The sequence below is a fragment of the Shewanella aquimarina genome (assembly GCF_023349185.1).
Lineage (GTDB): Bacteria > Pseudomonadota > Gammaproteobacteria > Enterobacterales > Shewanellaceae > Shewanella > Shewanella aquimarina.
In genome coordinates this window covers 279,909-294,570 of sequence record NZ_JAKIKY010000002.1, presented here as the reverse complement: position 1 = coordinate 294,570, position 14,662 = coordinate 279,909, and the positions used below count along the sequence as shown (strand labels likewise).

Annotated in this window: 9 protein-coding genes; 7 read left to right on the top strand and 2 right to left on the bottom strand. The window is 56.0% G+C overall.

The window, feature by feature from the left end; genetic code table 11:
• Positions 1-150 precede the first annotated feature (150 nt).
• From L2731_RS03430 to L2731_RS03405, 6 genes are all read left to right on the top strand, one after another.
• The gene (locus L2731_RS03430) at positions 151-870 is read left to right on the top strand and encodes a tRNA1(Val) (adenine(37)-N6)-methyltransferase (protein WP_249251846.1); all 720 of its coding nucleotides are present in this window, start codon (positions 151-153) and stop codon (positions 868-870) included.
• Between the two features lie 89 nt (positions 871-959).
• Positions 960-2,180 carry an ATP-dependent RNA helicase SrmB gene (gene srmB, locus L2731_RS03425; RefSeq protein ID WP_249251844.1) on the top strand — a complete coding sequence of 407 codons (1,221 nt, stop codon included), beginning with the start codon at positions 960-962 and terminating at the stop codon, positions 2,178-2,180.
• 237 nt (positions 2,181-2,417) lie between these two features.
• Positions 2,418-3,632 (top strand): efflux RND transporter periplasmic adaptor subunit, encoded by a 1,215-nt coding sequence (locus tag L2731_RS03420; RefSeq protein WP_249251987.1) that lies wholly within the window; start codon positions 2,418-2,420, stop codon positions 3,630-3,632.
• The gene (locus L2731_RS03415) at positions 3,632-6,769 is read left to right on the top strand and encodes an efflux RND transporter permease subunit (RefSeq protein WP_249251843.1); all 3,138 of its coding nucleotides are present in this window, start codon (positions 3,632-3,634) and stop codon (positions 6,767-6,769) included. Before L2731_RS03420 ends, L2731_RS03415 begins: the two co-directional genes overlap by 1 nt.
• A 143-nt stretch (positions 6,770-6,912) precedes the next feature.
• Entirely contained in the window at positions 6,913-7,515 is a 603-nt protein-coding gene (locus tag L2731_RS03410; RefSeq protein WP_249251842.1) for a TatD family nuclease-associated radical SAM protein, read from the top strand.
• Positions 7,516-7,599: 84 nt separating this feature from the next.
• Positions 7,600-9,816: a PAS domain-containing protein gene (locus tag L2731_RS03405; RefSeq protein WP_249251841.1), complete on the top strand. Its 2,217-nt coding sequence runs from the start codon at positions 7,600-7,602 to the stop codon at positions 9,814-9,816.
• Between the two features lie 31 nt (positions 9,817-9,847).
• Here the strand turns inward: L2731_RS03405 and L2731_RS03400 are convergent, their stop codons facing one another.
• Both L2731_RS03400 and L2731_RS03395 read right to left on the bottom strand, forming a co-directional pair.
• Positions 9,848-10,801, bottom strand: coding sequence for a LysR family transcriptional regulator (locus L2731_RS03400; protein WP_249251840.1), 954 nt, complete (start codon positions 10,799-10,801; stop codon positions 9,848-9,850).
• Positions 10,788-11,765: a LysR family transcriptional regulator gene (locus tag L2731_RS03395; protein WP_249251839.1), complete on the bottom strand. Its 978-nt coding sequence runs from the start codon at positions 11,763-11,765 to the stop codon at positions 10,788-10,790. Before L2731_RS03395 ends, L2731_RS03400 begins: the two co-directional genes overlap by 14 nt.
• 518 nt (positions 11,766-12,283) lie before the next feature.
• Between L2731_RS03395 and L2731_RS03390 the strand changes: the two genes are divergently transcribed.
• Positions 12,284-14,461 (top strand): OmcA/MtrC family decaheme c-type cytochrome, encoded by a 2,178-nt coding sequence (locus tag L2731_RS03390; RefSeq protein ID WP_249251838.1) that lies wholly within the window; start codon positions 12,284-12,286, stop codon positions 14,459-14,461.
• Positions 14,462-14,662 lie beyond the last annotated feature (201 nt).

Here is a 14,662-nt window from a genome sequence, read left to right as displayed (position 1 = left end):
CTCGCCACACACTGTTTTCACTCGTCACACCAGGCAACATTTAGCCCTAGCAAGATTCACTGTTTTGCGGCCCTGTAACAGCGGACTTTCTGCCCTTGGCGCAATCACGTACAATGCGCCCCAAGAGTTTCTATCCCCAAACGTCAGGCCATGCCCTTTACCTTCAAGCAATTTCACGTCGATGACAGCCACTGCGGCATGCCCGTCAGCACAGATGGCGTCCTGCTCGGTGCCTGGGCCCCACTTGCTCAGGCCAAAACCATACTGGATATCGGCGCGGGCAGTGGTCTGCTGAGCCTGATGGCGGCCCAGCGCAGCGAGGCGGCGATACAAGCGTTGGAGATAGACCCCATGGCGGCCAGGGACTGTCAGCATAATATCGACCAGAGTCCCTGGGGCGATCGCATCACGCTAACCCAGGCGGATCTGCTGCAGTGGTATCCCGGCGTACAAACGAAGTTCGACCATATCCTCTGCAATCCGCCCTATTTCGACAACGGGCCTCAGTCTCAGTGCAGCAAGCGCGCCCAGGCCAGACACACAGACAGCCTGGCGTTTGACCAGCTATTGTCAGCCATCAAGCAGCTGCTGGCGCCCCAGGGCAAGGCCAGCCTGATCTTGCCAAATGCCAGCCTGGGACGATTTCTGCCCCTGCTGGCCGATTTTGAGCTGCAGCTACACTCGAGAGTCGACATCACCACAGCGCCCAGCAAAAAGCCTCAACGGCACCTGCTCTGCCTGAGCCACGCTGCCTCGAGCGCCAAGCCTAGCGAAGCGATAGAGCCTGAGCACATCAGCATACGCGATGCCTCAGGCGCCTACAGCGAGGCTATGGTTGCCCTGACTCAGGCCTTCTACCTCAAGCTCTAAACCGCAGCAAATAGGCGCGGCGAGCGGCCTCGCACTTTACTCAGGTTTGGGTGTATAATGCGCCGCTATTATTTAGAGAGACGCAGCGCATGCAATTTGAAGATTTCCACCTTGACGACACCCTGCTCGAGTCGCTCAAGGCGATGGGCCATCTTGCCCCGACCACCATCCAGCAACAGACGATTCCCCTAGCCCTGGAGCATAAAGATATCCTGGCAAGGGCACCGACAGGTACCGGCAAGACAGCCAGCTTCCTGCTACCGGCGCTGCAACATCTGCTGGACTTCCCCCGCCGCTACTCGGGCCAAGCGCGCGTGCTGATCCTCGCTCCAACCCGTGAGCTGGCAAGTCAGGTACACAGATACGCCAGCCACCTGGCCACCGGCCTTGGGCTGGATATCGCCATCATCACAGGCGGTGTGCCTTACGCTCCGCAGGAGCAGGCGCTCAAGGAAAATATCGACATTCTAGTGGCCACACCTGGCCGTTTGATGGAGTACCTGGACAAGCAACTCTTCGACGCCCAATCGGTGGAGATCTTGGTACTCGACGAGGCCGATCGCATGCTGGACATGGGCTTCTCGTCGGCGGTGCAGTCTATCGCCATCGAGGCGCAGCAGCGTAAGCACAACATGCTGTTCTCGGCGACCCTGGAAGGCGGCGGCGTGAGCCGCTTCGCCGAGATGCTGCTGACCAATCCTGTCACCATAGAGACCAAGCCACCTCGCAGCGAGAAGGCCAAGATCCATCAATGGATGCACCTGGCCGACGATAAGGAGCATAAGTTTGCCCTGCTGTGCGACATCCTCAAGCGTGAAGAGGTCAGCCGCGCCATCGTCTTCGTCAAGACCCGTGAGGTCGTAGCCAGCCTGGAAGGTCAGCTGCAACAGGCAGGTATTCACTGCGCCTTCATGCGTGGCGACATGGAGCAGAAGGCGCGCTTTCAGGCGCTGGGCCGCTTCACCAAGGGCGAGGTTAACGTGCTACTGGCCACCGACGTGGCGGCCCGCGGTATCGACATCGATGGCATTACCCATGTGATCAACTTCGACATGCCGCGCTCGGCAGACACCTATGTGCACCGCATAGGTCGTACAGGCCGCGCCGGTAACAAGGGTACCGCCATCTCTCTGGTGGAGGCTCACGACATGCGCGTGGTGGCCAAGATCGAGCGCTATATCGAGCAGCCGCTGAAACGCCGGGTGATCGACTCACTGCGTCCTAAACACAAGGAAGCTAAGGTGCCCACCAAGAAGAAGGTGAAGAGCAGCGACAAGAAGAGCCCGAAGAAAGCCAAGAAGAAGCGCTAGCGTTAGACTTACCAAACGCCCGCCGTCTCGGCAATTAAGCGTCCCTTAGGGGGCGCTTTTTTTATGGCGATTTAACAAGTTGGTAGCAAGTGTCACCAGCTTCACTTGATTTTCAATATGTTAAATTGGTTTAACAGAGTAAATTTGACACAATTTATTTACAAAAAGACTTTTGCGCACCGAGTAGACTCTGGTAATTTATAGGGCATTAGCTCAGCACGGAATAGCATGAAGTCAATGATAAAAATTATCCTACGAAGAGTTTTCCCCCCTTTTCTCATCCTGCTCGTCTTCGGCCTGTTTGCCGCCCTCTTGATGAGTACTCAGGAAGCCCCAGAGCAGAAAGAGGAAGAGATGCCGGTTCCCATAGTGGACGTGATGCCGGTAAGAAGTGAAACCGTCTCACTCAACCTGCCCTCCTACGGCGTGGTGCTCCCCAAGAACAAGACCCAGCTGGTCACAGAGGTGCAAGGACGCATGCTGAGCATCTCGGACAAGTTTGTCGCCGGTGGCATAGTCAAGCGCGGCGATATGCTGGCGCAGATCGAACCCTCGGATTACGAGGCGGATCTGATGCAGGCTCAGGCCACCCTAGCCCAGGCCAAGGCGGCGCTGGATGAAGAGATCGCCCGCGGCGAGGTAGCCAAGAACGACTGGAAAGGTTACGACGGCGGCGTACCGCCCGAGCTGGGCCTGCGTGTGCCTCAGCTCAAGAAAGAGCAAGCCAACGTCAAATTTGCCGAGGCCGCCCTGGCCCGCGCCCAGCGCAACCTGGAGCGTACCACCATACGCGCACCGTTCGACGGCATCATCAAATCCCGTAACGTAGATCTCGGCCAGTATGTCACCTTGGGCACTAACCTGGGCGAGCTGTACGACACCCGCATCGCCGAGATCCGTCTGCCGCTGGCCAACCACGAGCTGGCCTACCTGGAGTCTATCGACAATCCCGATACCCAGGTGACCCTGAGCGCCGAACTGGCGGGCCGCACGGTAAACTGGACAGGCCAAATAGTGCGCAGCGAAGGGGTGATCGACGCCGACAACCGCATGGTCTATCTGGTGGCCGAGGTCAAAGATCCTTATCTCAGACAGAACAAGACTGAAGGCCAGTTGCCGCTGAAATATGGCAGCTTCGTCAATGCCATCATCAAGGGCCGCACCGTCGAGGGAATCGTCAAGCTGCCTCGCTATATCGTCAGGGATCATCAGGTCGCCGTGGTACGCGACGACAACACGCTTGAGATGCGTGAGGTTAACGTGGTGCGCAGCGATATCGACAAGGTCTATATCAAGGACAGCCTGGAAGATGGCGAGCGCATCTCACTGACCACCATCAACAACATGGCCACTGGCCAGCTGGTGAAGGTGATCGGCGAAGAGGACAAGTCTCAGAGCCAGGACAAAGAGGATGACAGCCAGCAGACCCTAGTGGCAGCAGGTGATCAGTAATGGAGACCAATACCCATAAAGGCATCATTGCCTGGTTCGCCCGCAACAGCGTGGCGGCCAACCTCTTGATGTTTGCGCTACTTATCGGCGGCCTGTTCAGTACCCTATTGATCAACAAGGAGGTCTTCCCCTCCTTCGAACTCAACTATCTGCAGATCTCTGTCGCCTACCCCGGCGCCGCCCCTCAAGAGATCGAAGAGGGGATCAACATCAAGATCGAAGAGGCAATCCAGGATATCAGCGGCATCAAGAAGGTGACCTCGGTCGCCAGCGAAGGCTCAGGCAGCGTCACCATAGAAGTTGAAGACGGCTTCGATGCCCAGGATATCCTGGACGAGGCCAAGCTGCGTATCGACGCCATCGCCACCTTCCCCGACAATATCGAGAAGCCCAACATCTTCCGCATCAAACCGGAAAACAACGTCATCTGGGTCTCAGTGTATGGCGACATGAACCTGCACGAGATGAAGGAGCTGGCAAAGAGCATACGCGAAGATATCACCGCCCTGCCCGCCGTCACCCGCGCCCAGGTTACAGGTGTGCGCGACTATGAGATCGGCATAGAAGTGTCGGAAGACAAGCTGCGTGAATATGGCCTGAGCTTCGCCGATGTGGCGATGGCGGTGCGTAACTCCTCCATCGACCTACCCGGCGGCTCGATTCGCGCCGAAGATGGCGACATACTGCTGCGCACCAAGGGCCAGGCCTACACAGGCGAAGACTTTGCCAAGATAGTGGTTAAGACACGTAAAGACGGCAGCCGCATCATGCTGCCCGAGGTGGCCAACATTCGCGATGACTTCGAGGAGCGTCTGGAATATACCCGCTTCAACGGCAAGCCCGCGGCCATCATCGAAGTGCTGAGCGTCGACGATCAGAACGCGCTGGATATCTCCTCTCAGGTGAAAGCCTATGTGGAGGAGCGCCGCGCCACCCTGCCCGCCAGCGCCCAGTTAGACACCTGGGGCGACCTGACCCACTACCTCAAGGGGCGTCTCAACATGATGCTGTCGAACATGTTCTACGGCGCCCTCTTGGTATTTATCATCCTAGCGCTGTTCCTCGACTTACGCCTGGCCTTCTGGGTAATGGTGGGCCTGCCGGTCTGTTTCCTCGGCGCCATGCTGCTGATGCCGCTGGAGCCCTTCTCGCTGTCGATCAACATGCTGACCCTGTTCGCCTTCATCCTGGTGCTGGGGATAGTGGTGGATGACGCCATAGTGATCGGCGAGAGTGCCTATACGGAGATCGAGCGGCACGGCCACTCGCTGGATAATGTGATCAAGGGGGCCCACAAGGTCGCCATGCCCGCCACCTTTGGCGTGTTGACCACAATAGCGGCCTTTATCCCCATGCTGATGGTATCAGGCCCCATGGCGATCATCTGGAAGTCCATCGGCCTGGTGGTGATCCTCTGTCTCGCCTTCTCACTGGTGGAGTCCAAACTTATTCTGCCGGCGCACCTGGCTCACCTTAGGCCGCGTCGCCCGAACCCTAATCCCAACCGTTTCGTGCGCTTTAAGTTGGCGCTTAACAACAAGGTGCAGCACTTTATCCACCATAGCTACCGCAGCTTCATCGGTCGCTGTATCGAGCACAGATACAATGTGGTCGCCACCTTCGTGGGCGTGCTTATTCTATCCGTGGCACTGGTCGCCAGCGGTAAGGTGCGCTGGGTCTTCTTCCCCGATATCCCCTCTGACTTCATTCAGGTGAGGCTGGAGATGGATGTGGGCAGCTCAGAGGCTAACACCCTCAAGGTGGTCAAGGAGATCGAGAACGCCCTCTATGCAATGAACGATCAGATGGAAGACGAGTACGGCAGCCCAGTGGTGAAACACAGCTTCATCAACATGGGCTCACGCACCTCGGCCTTCATCTTCGCCGAACTGACCAAGGGTGAAGACAGGGAGGTAGACGGCGTCACTATCGCCGATGCCTGGCGTAAGGCGCTGCCTGAGCTGATCTCGGTGAAGAAGCTAAACATCAACGCCAGCACCAACGACGCCGGCGGCGATATCTCCTTCAGGCTCACCTCGAGCGATCTCGAGCAGCTCTCCCAAGCCGCCGACGAGCTGAAGCAGAAGCTACGCACCTACGAGGGGGTGTATGACATCTCGGACAACTACTCCTCTGGCAGCCACGAGATCCGCCTGGCGATCAAACCCGAGGCCGAAGCCCTGGGGCTGACCCTGTCGGACTTGGCCAGTCAGGTGCGTTACGGCTTCTACGGCTATGAGGCCCAGCGTATTTTGCGCAACAAGGAAGAGGTCAAGGTGATGGTGCGCTACCCGCTCGAGCAGCGCCGCACCCTGGGGCATCTGGAAAACATGATGATCCGCACGCCCCAAGGCACCTCTGTGCCCTTCTCTAGCGTGGCCAACATAGAGCTAGGTGATTCCTACTCGTCGATCACCCGTGTCGACGGCCGCCGCGCCATCACGGTTATCGCCAACGCCAACAAGAATGTGGTGGAGCCCTCTAAGGTGGTGGGTGAGATCCAGAAGGACTTCCTGCCTTATCTTGAGGGCAAGTATCGCCACATCTCCACCACTCTCGATGGTGGCAGCGCCGATGAGCAGAGCGCCATGATAGGCCTGATCCAGGGCTTCTTCTTTGCCATGTTCACCATCTATGCGCTGATGGCGATTCCACTCAAGTCCTACAGCCAACCGCTGATCATCATGTCGGTGATCCCCTTCGGTATCATAGGGGCCTTGTTCGGCCACTTCATCCTGGGGCTCTCCATGAGCGTGCTCAGCCTGTGTGGTATCGTGGCGCTGGCCGGGGTTGTGGTAAACGACTCGCTGATCCTAGTGGACTTTGTCAACCGCGCCCGTGCCCAGGGCTTGCCGCTGAAAGAGGCCGCCATAGACGCAGGTTGTTATCGTTTTCGCGCGATCATCCTCACCTCTATGACCACCTTCGTCGGCCTGGTGCCTATCATCTTAGAGCGCAGCCTACAGGCGCAGATAGTGATCCCTATGGCCACCTCGCTGGCCTTCGGTATCCTCTTCTCGACTGTGGTAACCCTGGTACTGGTTCCCGTGCTCTATATCATTCTCAACGATATCAGACGCCTCTTCCGTTGGTGGTGGCAACCCCGCGGCTATCGCATCGAGGGCGAACAGTCCTAATCAACCTAAATTCGAAGGGAGGCTAAGCCTCCCTTTTTGATCCAGCTGACGTTTTCGCCGCGTCAAACGCGCTAGACTCATGCCATCACCTTTGCAGGCCGCCCTACCAGAGGCTTGTTCACCACAGCTTAACCGTGAGAGCCATGAGTCAGTCCACCTTAGTCTACGATATTCGCAACAGCCGCTACCTTAACATCACAGGGCGATGTACCCTGCGCTGCCAGTTCTGCCCCAAGCATAACGGCAGCAAGCAGGTGCATGAGTATCAGCTGGATCTCGACCATCAACCAAAGAGCGAGGAGATCATCCCTTTGCTTGGCGAGGTCGGTCAGTTCGACGAGTATGTGTTCTGCGGCTATGGCGAGCCGACACTCAACCTGGCCACCCTGCTCGAGGTGGCAAGGGAGATCAAGCGCCGCGGCGGCAGGGTGCGGGTCAACACCGATGGTCTGGGCAACCTGTTTCACCGGCGCAACATACTGCCTGAGCTTTCCTTGGTGGTCGACGCCCTCTCCATCTCCCTCAACGCCGATACCGAGGCCGCCTACCTCAAACATTGTAAGCCCAAGCTTAAAGGTGCTTATGAGTCACTGTGGGACTTTATTCGCCAGGCACCCCGCTATATCGACCAGGTGCAGGTATCTGCCATCGAAGGCTTACAAGGTGTCGATATCGACCGCTGCCGTGAGCTGATAGGTGAGACCAAGGCTGAATTTAAACACAGAAAACTTGGGGTCGTCGGCTAGCGTTGCCGGTTTGTAACCGACTGTGTTCTGCGGCGAAAATCATGCTAACATAGCCGCAAAATCACTCGGGAAACACCGCTTGCAATGCTGACGCAGAAACAACCACAACTGATCGCCGGACAGGGCCTGCACTGGTCTGCGCAACGCATCTTCTCGGTGGTCACCCAGATCATCATCTTGCTGATCAGCGTCTTGCTTCTGACTAACGTCATCATCACCCTGGGCGAGCGCCGCCTGCAGGAAGATTGGGCTACCCAGAGATACAGCGAGCTGCAATCTGTCGGCACCCTGATCGCCGACAAGGTCTCCTTCCAGCAGTTTCGTACCCAGATGTTTGCCAACGATGAGCTGCTCAAGCGCTACCTGACCATTCCCAGCGAGGTGCGTCAGCGCAAGCTACAAGAAAGCTGGGAGGTGATGATACGCAACATCCCCGAGCTGCTCGATATCGCCCTGTTCGATCCCCAGGGCAAGTATAAGTTCTCCACCACCAACGACTTTAGCCGTGACCCGCTGCCACCCTCGCTACTGGGCGGAGCGCGCAACATGGGCGGCAACGAGGTCTACACCTCGCCGCTGGAGTTTACCCCCATAAAGGGCAAGCTGGAGCCTTACCTTTATCAGCTGGCCTGGCTTGAGAATCCCGATCAGAGCGTGCGCGGCTACCTGCTGACCTATCAGTCGATGACTCGTATGCTAAAGAGCATCAAGCCCGCCTACTCCAGCGCCGAGTCGCCGCTGCTGATGCTCGACACCCAAGGGCTGCTGTATGCCGGCGCCGAGAGCAAACCGACCATCAACCGCATCCCAGATACCATGGGCGGCAGCCTGCGTCAGACCTATCCGGCGCTGTGGCGCAAGATGGCCATGAGCAACTTCGGCCAGTTCCATGGCGACGACGCCACCTTCGTCTACCTCAAGATAGAGCTGACCACTCAGTATGAGACGCGCCGGGAATACTACCTAGTCTCCTATGTGCGCAACGACGCCATCGCCGAGCTGTTCTCCGAGTGGCGCAACATCTTAATCGTCGGTGCCGTGGTACTCACCCTGCTGGCCCTGGCGCTGATCCTGCTGAGCCACTCCTACCGCATCGGTCAGCGCTCGCGGGAATACAGCATAGAGCTGGCTCACCGCCTGTTCCACCAGGATATCGGCTGCGTGATCATCAACGACAAGAACCGGGTGATGACCGCCAACGAGAAGGCCGCCGAGCTGCTGTGCCTGCCCCTGGACGAGCTGCAAGATCGTAACCTGCAACGCATCTTGCAGTTCGAGAACGAGCAGTACGCCGAGGTCGCCGCCCAGCTGGAGGCCAACAACAAGTGGCAGGGAGTCATCGACTTCGACTCGCCCGGCGGTAGCCATCTGGCCATCACTGTCACCAGCTCGCCGCGCCGCAGCCGTCAGGAAAAATATTATCTGGTCACCTTCGAGGATGTGTCTCAGCTAAGAAAGGCTCAGCATCAGGCCAAGCTCAATGAGCTATTGAACGACAACGCCATCCCCTGCGCCCTGGTGCAGGCCAACGGCATGCTGGAGCTGGCCAACCAGGCCTTCATGCAGCTGGTCTCCATCCATGATATTCAGGGCAAGAACCTCACCGAGCTGCTCAATAACGATCTCAGCTCCCAATGGCCGAGGATCACCCAGCAGATCTTGCTGCAGGGCAGCTGGAAGGGGCAGATCCTCTGCGACCCCAACAGCAAGGAGAACACCTGCCTGCAGGCGACCCTCAAGGGCCACCTCGACGCCGCCGGTGAGATAGAACATATCGTCTGTACCCTGGAACAGGCGCAGAAGCGAGCCCTGCTGCAGGACTCCGGCGACTTCATCCCTCACCGCAGCGCCATCTTAGTCAACCTCAGGGATCTGGACGATTACTTTAAGTCCCTCAGTGCCACCAGCCGTGAGCACTCCAGCCTGCTCCTGATCGACATCACCGCCGAGAGCATGCTGAGCCACATGAGCGACATAGGTCAGCTGGAGAACCGTCAGCGCGAGGTGGAGATCCATATCCTCAGAACCCTGCCGGTCAACTACCAGATGTCTCACTGGCAGCTGGGCAAGCTGATCGTCATCCTGCCCGACACCAACTCGGACGATGCCCACCATTTCGCGGTGAAGTCGTTAAATGGCCTCAACGAGATCGGCCTGGGTACGGGGATCTGCATGGGGATCGCCAGCTACCAGACGGGTCAGAACCTGGAGCAGTACCTGAGTAATGCCGAGGTGGCGCTCAAGCGCGCCAAGCAGATAGGCGAGCAGAATATTTGCCAGGCGTTTACGCGGCAAAACTAAAGCCCACACTAGACGCCTGACGGAATCAGCATTACTGATGCATGGAAAGGATGTAATCTTCCAGGCAGTGTTGCAGCCAAAATGGCGTCGTCACCTTGCCACTCGCATCGAGCCTTAGCCATAGATAGACTGTGGGGTGGCTGAAGTTTTCCAAGATGATGTTGTCCTGCACAAGCTCTATCTGCTGTGCGCGCAGCCCTTTGATGTTTCTCAAGAAGTTTACGGCTCCCTTCACGCCGATGATAATGATGGCATCTGAGTTTAACAGGCTGTTAGCCGCACTCCCCAAGTCGGGCGCCGTGGCATAGATCTCTAGCTGCTTCCCTACTCGCTTGGCGTAGTTTCCCAGCGGCGACTTGTTGGCGGGAAACGGCATGGTCCTCAGCTTAACCAAGGGGTAATTGATCATGTTATCCACATTGGGCGCCGACCAGATGGGGTGATCTTCCCGAGCAACAAGATAGCCACCACGATGCTGAATAACGGATTTAGACAAGATGGCGCGATCATTTGCCCGCTCGAAACAGATTGCAGCGGCGATCTCGTCGTTGAGCAGTTGTTGCTGGGTTAACTCGCCCCAGGGGGACGTGCTCACCATCAACTCGCTGTCAAAGACACGATAAGCGGCCTGCTTGACGCTTTGGGTTAAATTAACCTCCAACTGAGGCACGGTGGCGATTTCAACATGGTCGTGAACCACCCCAGTCACACCTCGCATCAAGAGATCCACCTGCTGACGACACGCCAGCATCTCGTTAAACAGAGGGTAGAGGTCGTGGGCCCTGTCTGTCGCCTGAAACTGGCTTTCCCTGCGAATAAACAAAGGATCATCGAATACGTTACGCAGTGCCGCCAGGGCACGGCTCACCTTGGGCTGTGACAGATCTAAATGATTTGCCACCTCGATGGCGTTCTTCTTCACATACACCTGGCAGAATATCTCTATGGTCGACAGGGAAATATCCAGCAGCTTATCCTTTGGCATTGCCAGCTCCTTCACAGTTGAGAATGACATTTCCCTGGATATAGGAAGCGATCTCCTGCTCCAACCATGGCGGCCTATTCCCCCCTTCTCTGAGCTTGGTTAAGTAGTGGCGATGACCATCGGCGCGGCGATTGAGTAGCCTGTTTTGATCCTCTGGCAACGCCAGGGCCGACAGATTCGCCTTAGCACATAGGAAGGCGACCGCATCGCGATAACAGATAAGGGTTAATGCATCGCTACGCTCTAGCTGAATCATGAGATCCGACAGCAAACAGACCTTAGCAACTAGGTTAATGGGCAATCCACGGTCTAGTGCATAGAGGGTAAGCGGATCATGCTCCTGCTCCAGCTCATGACCGTTAAAGCTTATATAGGGATATTGCAGCATAGCCTCAATATCCGCTCGGGCTTGGTGATGGAAAATCGGATGCTGCTGGTTGCCTACCAGCACATAGGCGTCTGCCCGCGCGACGAAGTCAGACGATAGACGCTCAGAATTAAATGCCCTCAGGGTAATGGCTAAATCCACATTCTGACGAATAAGCAGCTTGTCGATATCATTGCTACAAGGCTTGATATTGAAGGTATAACGCTGCTTAAGCTGCGAGGCCTTGTCCTGAAGGTAACTTAACAGGTTTAGTGAAATAGGAGGCGGACAGGCAATAGTCAGCTCGGTATGAGACTGCTCGGTATCCTTACTGGCGCAGGAGAGACTCGCCTCAGACAGGGCTAACATCTGCTTCAGGTGAGGATAGATACTCTGGGCAAAAGGCGTATGTTCGAAACCATGCTGCCTGCGGACAAACAAGGGTTCATCGAAGGAGTGGCGTAATGCCTTTAAACTCCGGCTGACTTTAGAAGATGCCACCCCGAGTTGCTGGGCCACCTCAGTGGCGTTTAAGGTATCAAACAGTAAGACAAACACTTTAATATTGAACAGGGTATTAGTATTAATCTTGCTCATGCCTCTCCTTGAAGAATCGCCCTTAAATTAGGCTTAAGTGCCGTTAGCTAATGTACGCTAAGTCACCTGGCATTACGTTTATCCAGTGCAAAGTTTTATCTCTTCCCCCGTGCATTTGTTAAATATGTGACATCGAAAAACGCCATGCCTCTCTGACACAGATAACCGACAACCGGGAATAACCCGACACCATAAAAACAGAATACTTCATATTAAACATGAGGATAGATAGACGTAGGCCTTTGCAGATAAAATTCACTTTTGCCATTTGCATAATATGAATATGAGAGTTCCACTTTCTAAAAATCGAGATGCCTCACTGGTAACAGCAAGCCAAACAGACCACCGCTCTAAAAACAGGCGCACCAGCAAAGCAAACACCAAACAAACATCAAGCTAGGCAGTGTTTTATATAACTGAAAACTTTATTGTTAAGGTGATGTGCTTCATATCTGACAAAAGCCCGCTTCTTTAACATTTCTCCTGGCTATACCCCAGTGGTTTATCTTGGAGAAAAAATGATGATAACAACAAAAACAACCACACTGGCGGCACTTATCGCTTCGGCAATGATGCTGTCGGCCTGTGGAGATGGGAATGATGGAAAAGATGGTATCGACGGTGAAAATGGTCAACCCGGTACACCGGGCACACCTGGCGCCGTCGGTTTACATATTGACATGGCAGAAGAAGCTATCGCCAATATCAACAAGGCAAGCTATGCCGACGGCATCATAAGCGTCGACTTTGAGCTGGAAAACCGCCAAGGCGTAGGCCTGTTTGGTTTAACCGGTGAGAATCCGTTTCACGATTTCCGCTTCTCATTGGCACAGCTGCAAACCCATGAAGGCAGCGACCTGAAACAATGGATATCCCTGCTCAACGACACCACCAACGACGACGGCACCACCTTTGAGCAAGGTTTCGAGAAGATTAAAGACTGTATCGAATGCCTAGTCGATCATAACGACGGCAGCTACACCTACACCTTTAATACCAACCTGCTCACCGCCGAAGATGCCGCCGGTATCGAGTTTAACCCTGACCTGACCCAACGTATCGCCATCGAGATGCAGTTCGAATATGACTCAGGCCATGAACTGGCCGAAAATGCTCACTTCGACTGGATCCCCTCCACCAATGGCAGCGAAGGCATAGAGAGCCGGGAGCTGGTGACCATGCAGACCTGCTACACCTGCCACCAAGCCGATAGCCTCAAGGCACACGGTGGACGTCGCCTAGACCTGGAAAACTGCCAGGCCTGTCATAACGGTATAGTCACAGATCCCAATGCCATCTCTGTCGAGTTTGGCCACATGGTCCATGCCATCCATATGGGGCCACACCGTGAAGGTAAAGACGCAGATGGCAATGTGGTGCCCATGCCATACACCATCGCCGGCTACGGTGGCGATCATGCCTTCGACTACCCAGCCTTCCCGACAAAACCCTTCATGGACTGCGCGGCCTGCCATGTCGAAGATGACAACTTGGCAGACAAAGATCTCTGGCTCGCCAACGCCAATGCCAACGCCTGTACTGGCTGTCATACCGACTCGCCAGCCCAGCATCAGTCAGACAAGAACCCGGCGCTGAGCTGCACCGACTGTCATAGCGCCGCAGTGCATGGCGATCATGCCAAGCCCTATCAGGCAGCCAAAGACTATGATGTCACCATCAGCAAGGTCGCCATCTCTGCCGCCAACGAGATCAGCTTCGACATGGCCATCACAGATCCAGCCGGTAACCTGGTGAGCCAGCAAGAGGTCTACAAGCTTGGCTACAGCAAGCCTTACATGGTGGTGAGCTGGGACGTCGACAAAGATTATCCCGACTATGATCAGTCGCCCTACAGCCAGCGCCGTATCGACATCAAAGATCCCACCAAGGCAACCTGGAATGCCGACAACAGCGTCAGTGTAAAGGTCGCGATGAACTTCCCAGCCGACATCGCCTCACGCTCGCTGGAAATCCTGCCTGTACTCAAGGTTTGCTTTGCAGAAGGCAGCGACACCCGTGTTAGCTGCGATGCCGACAACGCCTACCCTGCCTATGTGCAGACCGATGCCTTACGCACCGTGCTTGATAACAGTGAAGCCGTGGTGGCCGATCGCCGCGCCATCATCGACAGTCAAAGCTGCTATGGCTGCCACAGCTTTGAGTTCTATCATGACTCAAACGGCGTCAACTGTATCGCCTGCCACACCAATGACAAGAAGCTGGGCGCGGTCGAAGACGCCAACGGTGACGCCGTTGCCTGGGGTGAGATGAAGTCCACCAGCTTTATGTACAAGGCCCACAAGGCGAAAGGCCATGACAATGGCCATGGCGGCAGCGGCACCCTGCTAAAGACCGACTGTATGACCTGTCACTCAGCCGAGCAAGACTGGGGCGGCCTGTCCTATGGCTTTGAGCTGGGTCGTAACCCAGGACAAGCCCATACGGTACCTAGCTTCATCCCAGCTAAGAGCAACGACCCTGCGGTCAACCCGGTAGCGACCTGGTATGCCTCATCCGATGCCGCAGCCTGCATGAGCTGTCACCAGAAGTATCTCTCTGAGGCGACCGTGGCTCACATGGAGGGCAACGGCGCCTACATAGGTGCCGACAAGGCCAGCGCCAAGGCGGCACGCGAAGCCTGTGCGACCTGCCATACACCTGAGAAGCTGATGCACGCTCACGGTCATCAACTGTAAGACCCAAAGGTGCTCGCCCTCACCGAGCACCGAGTTCCACCCTGCAATGTCAAAGGCACTTTCGGGTGCCTTTTTTTGCCGCTAAACTTTTTGTTTAGCGAGTGGGGGATGGAGCGCCCGACATGGCGACTTGATACCTTTCCTCAAGCGGGTTTTCTATGTTGTAGCGTCTACCGGGTTTGTTGTTGGAATGCGAGTTGA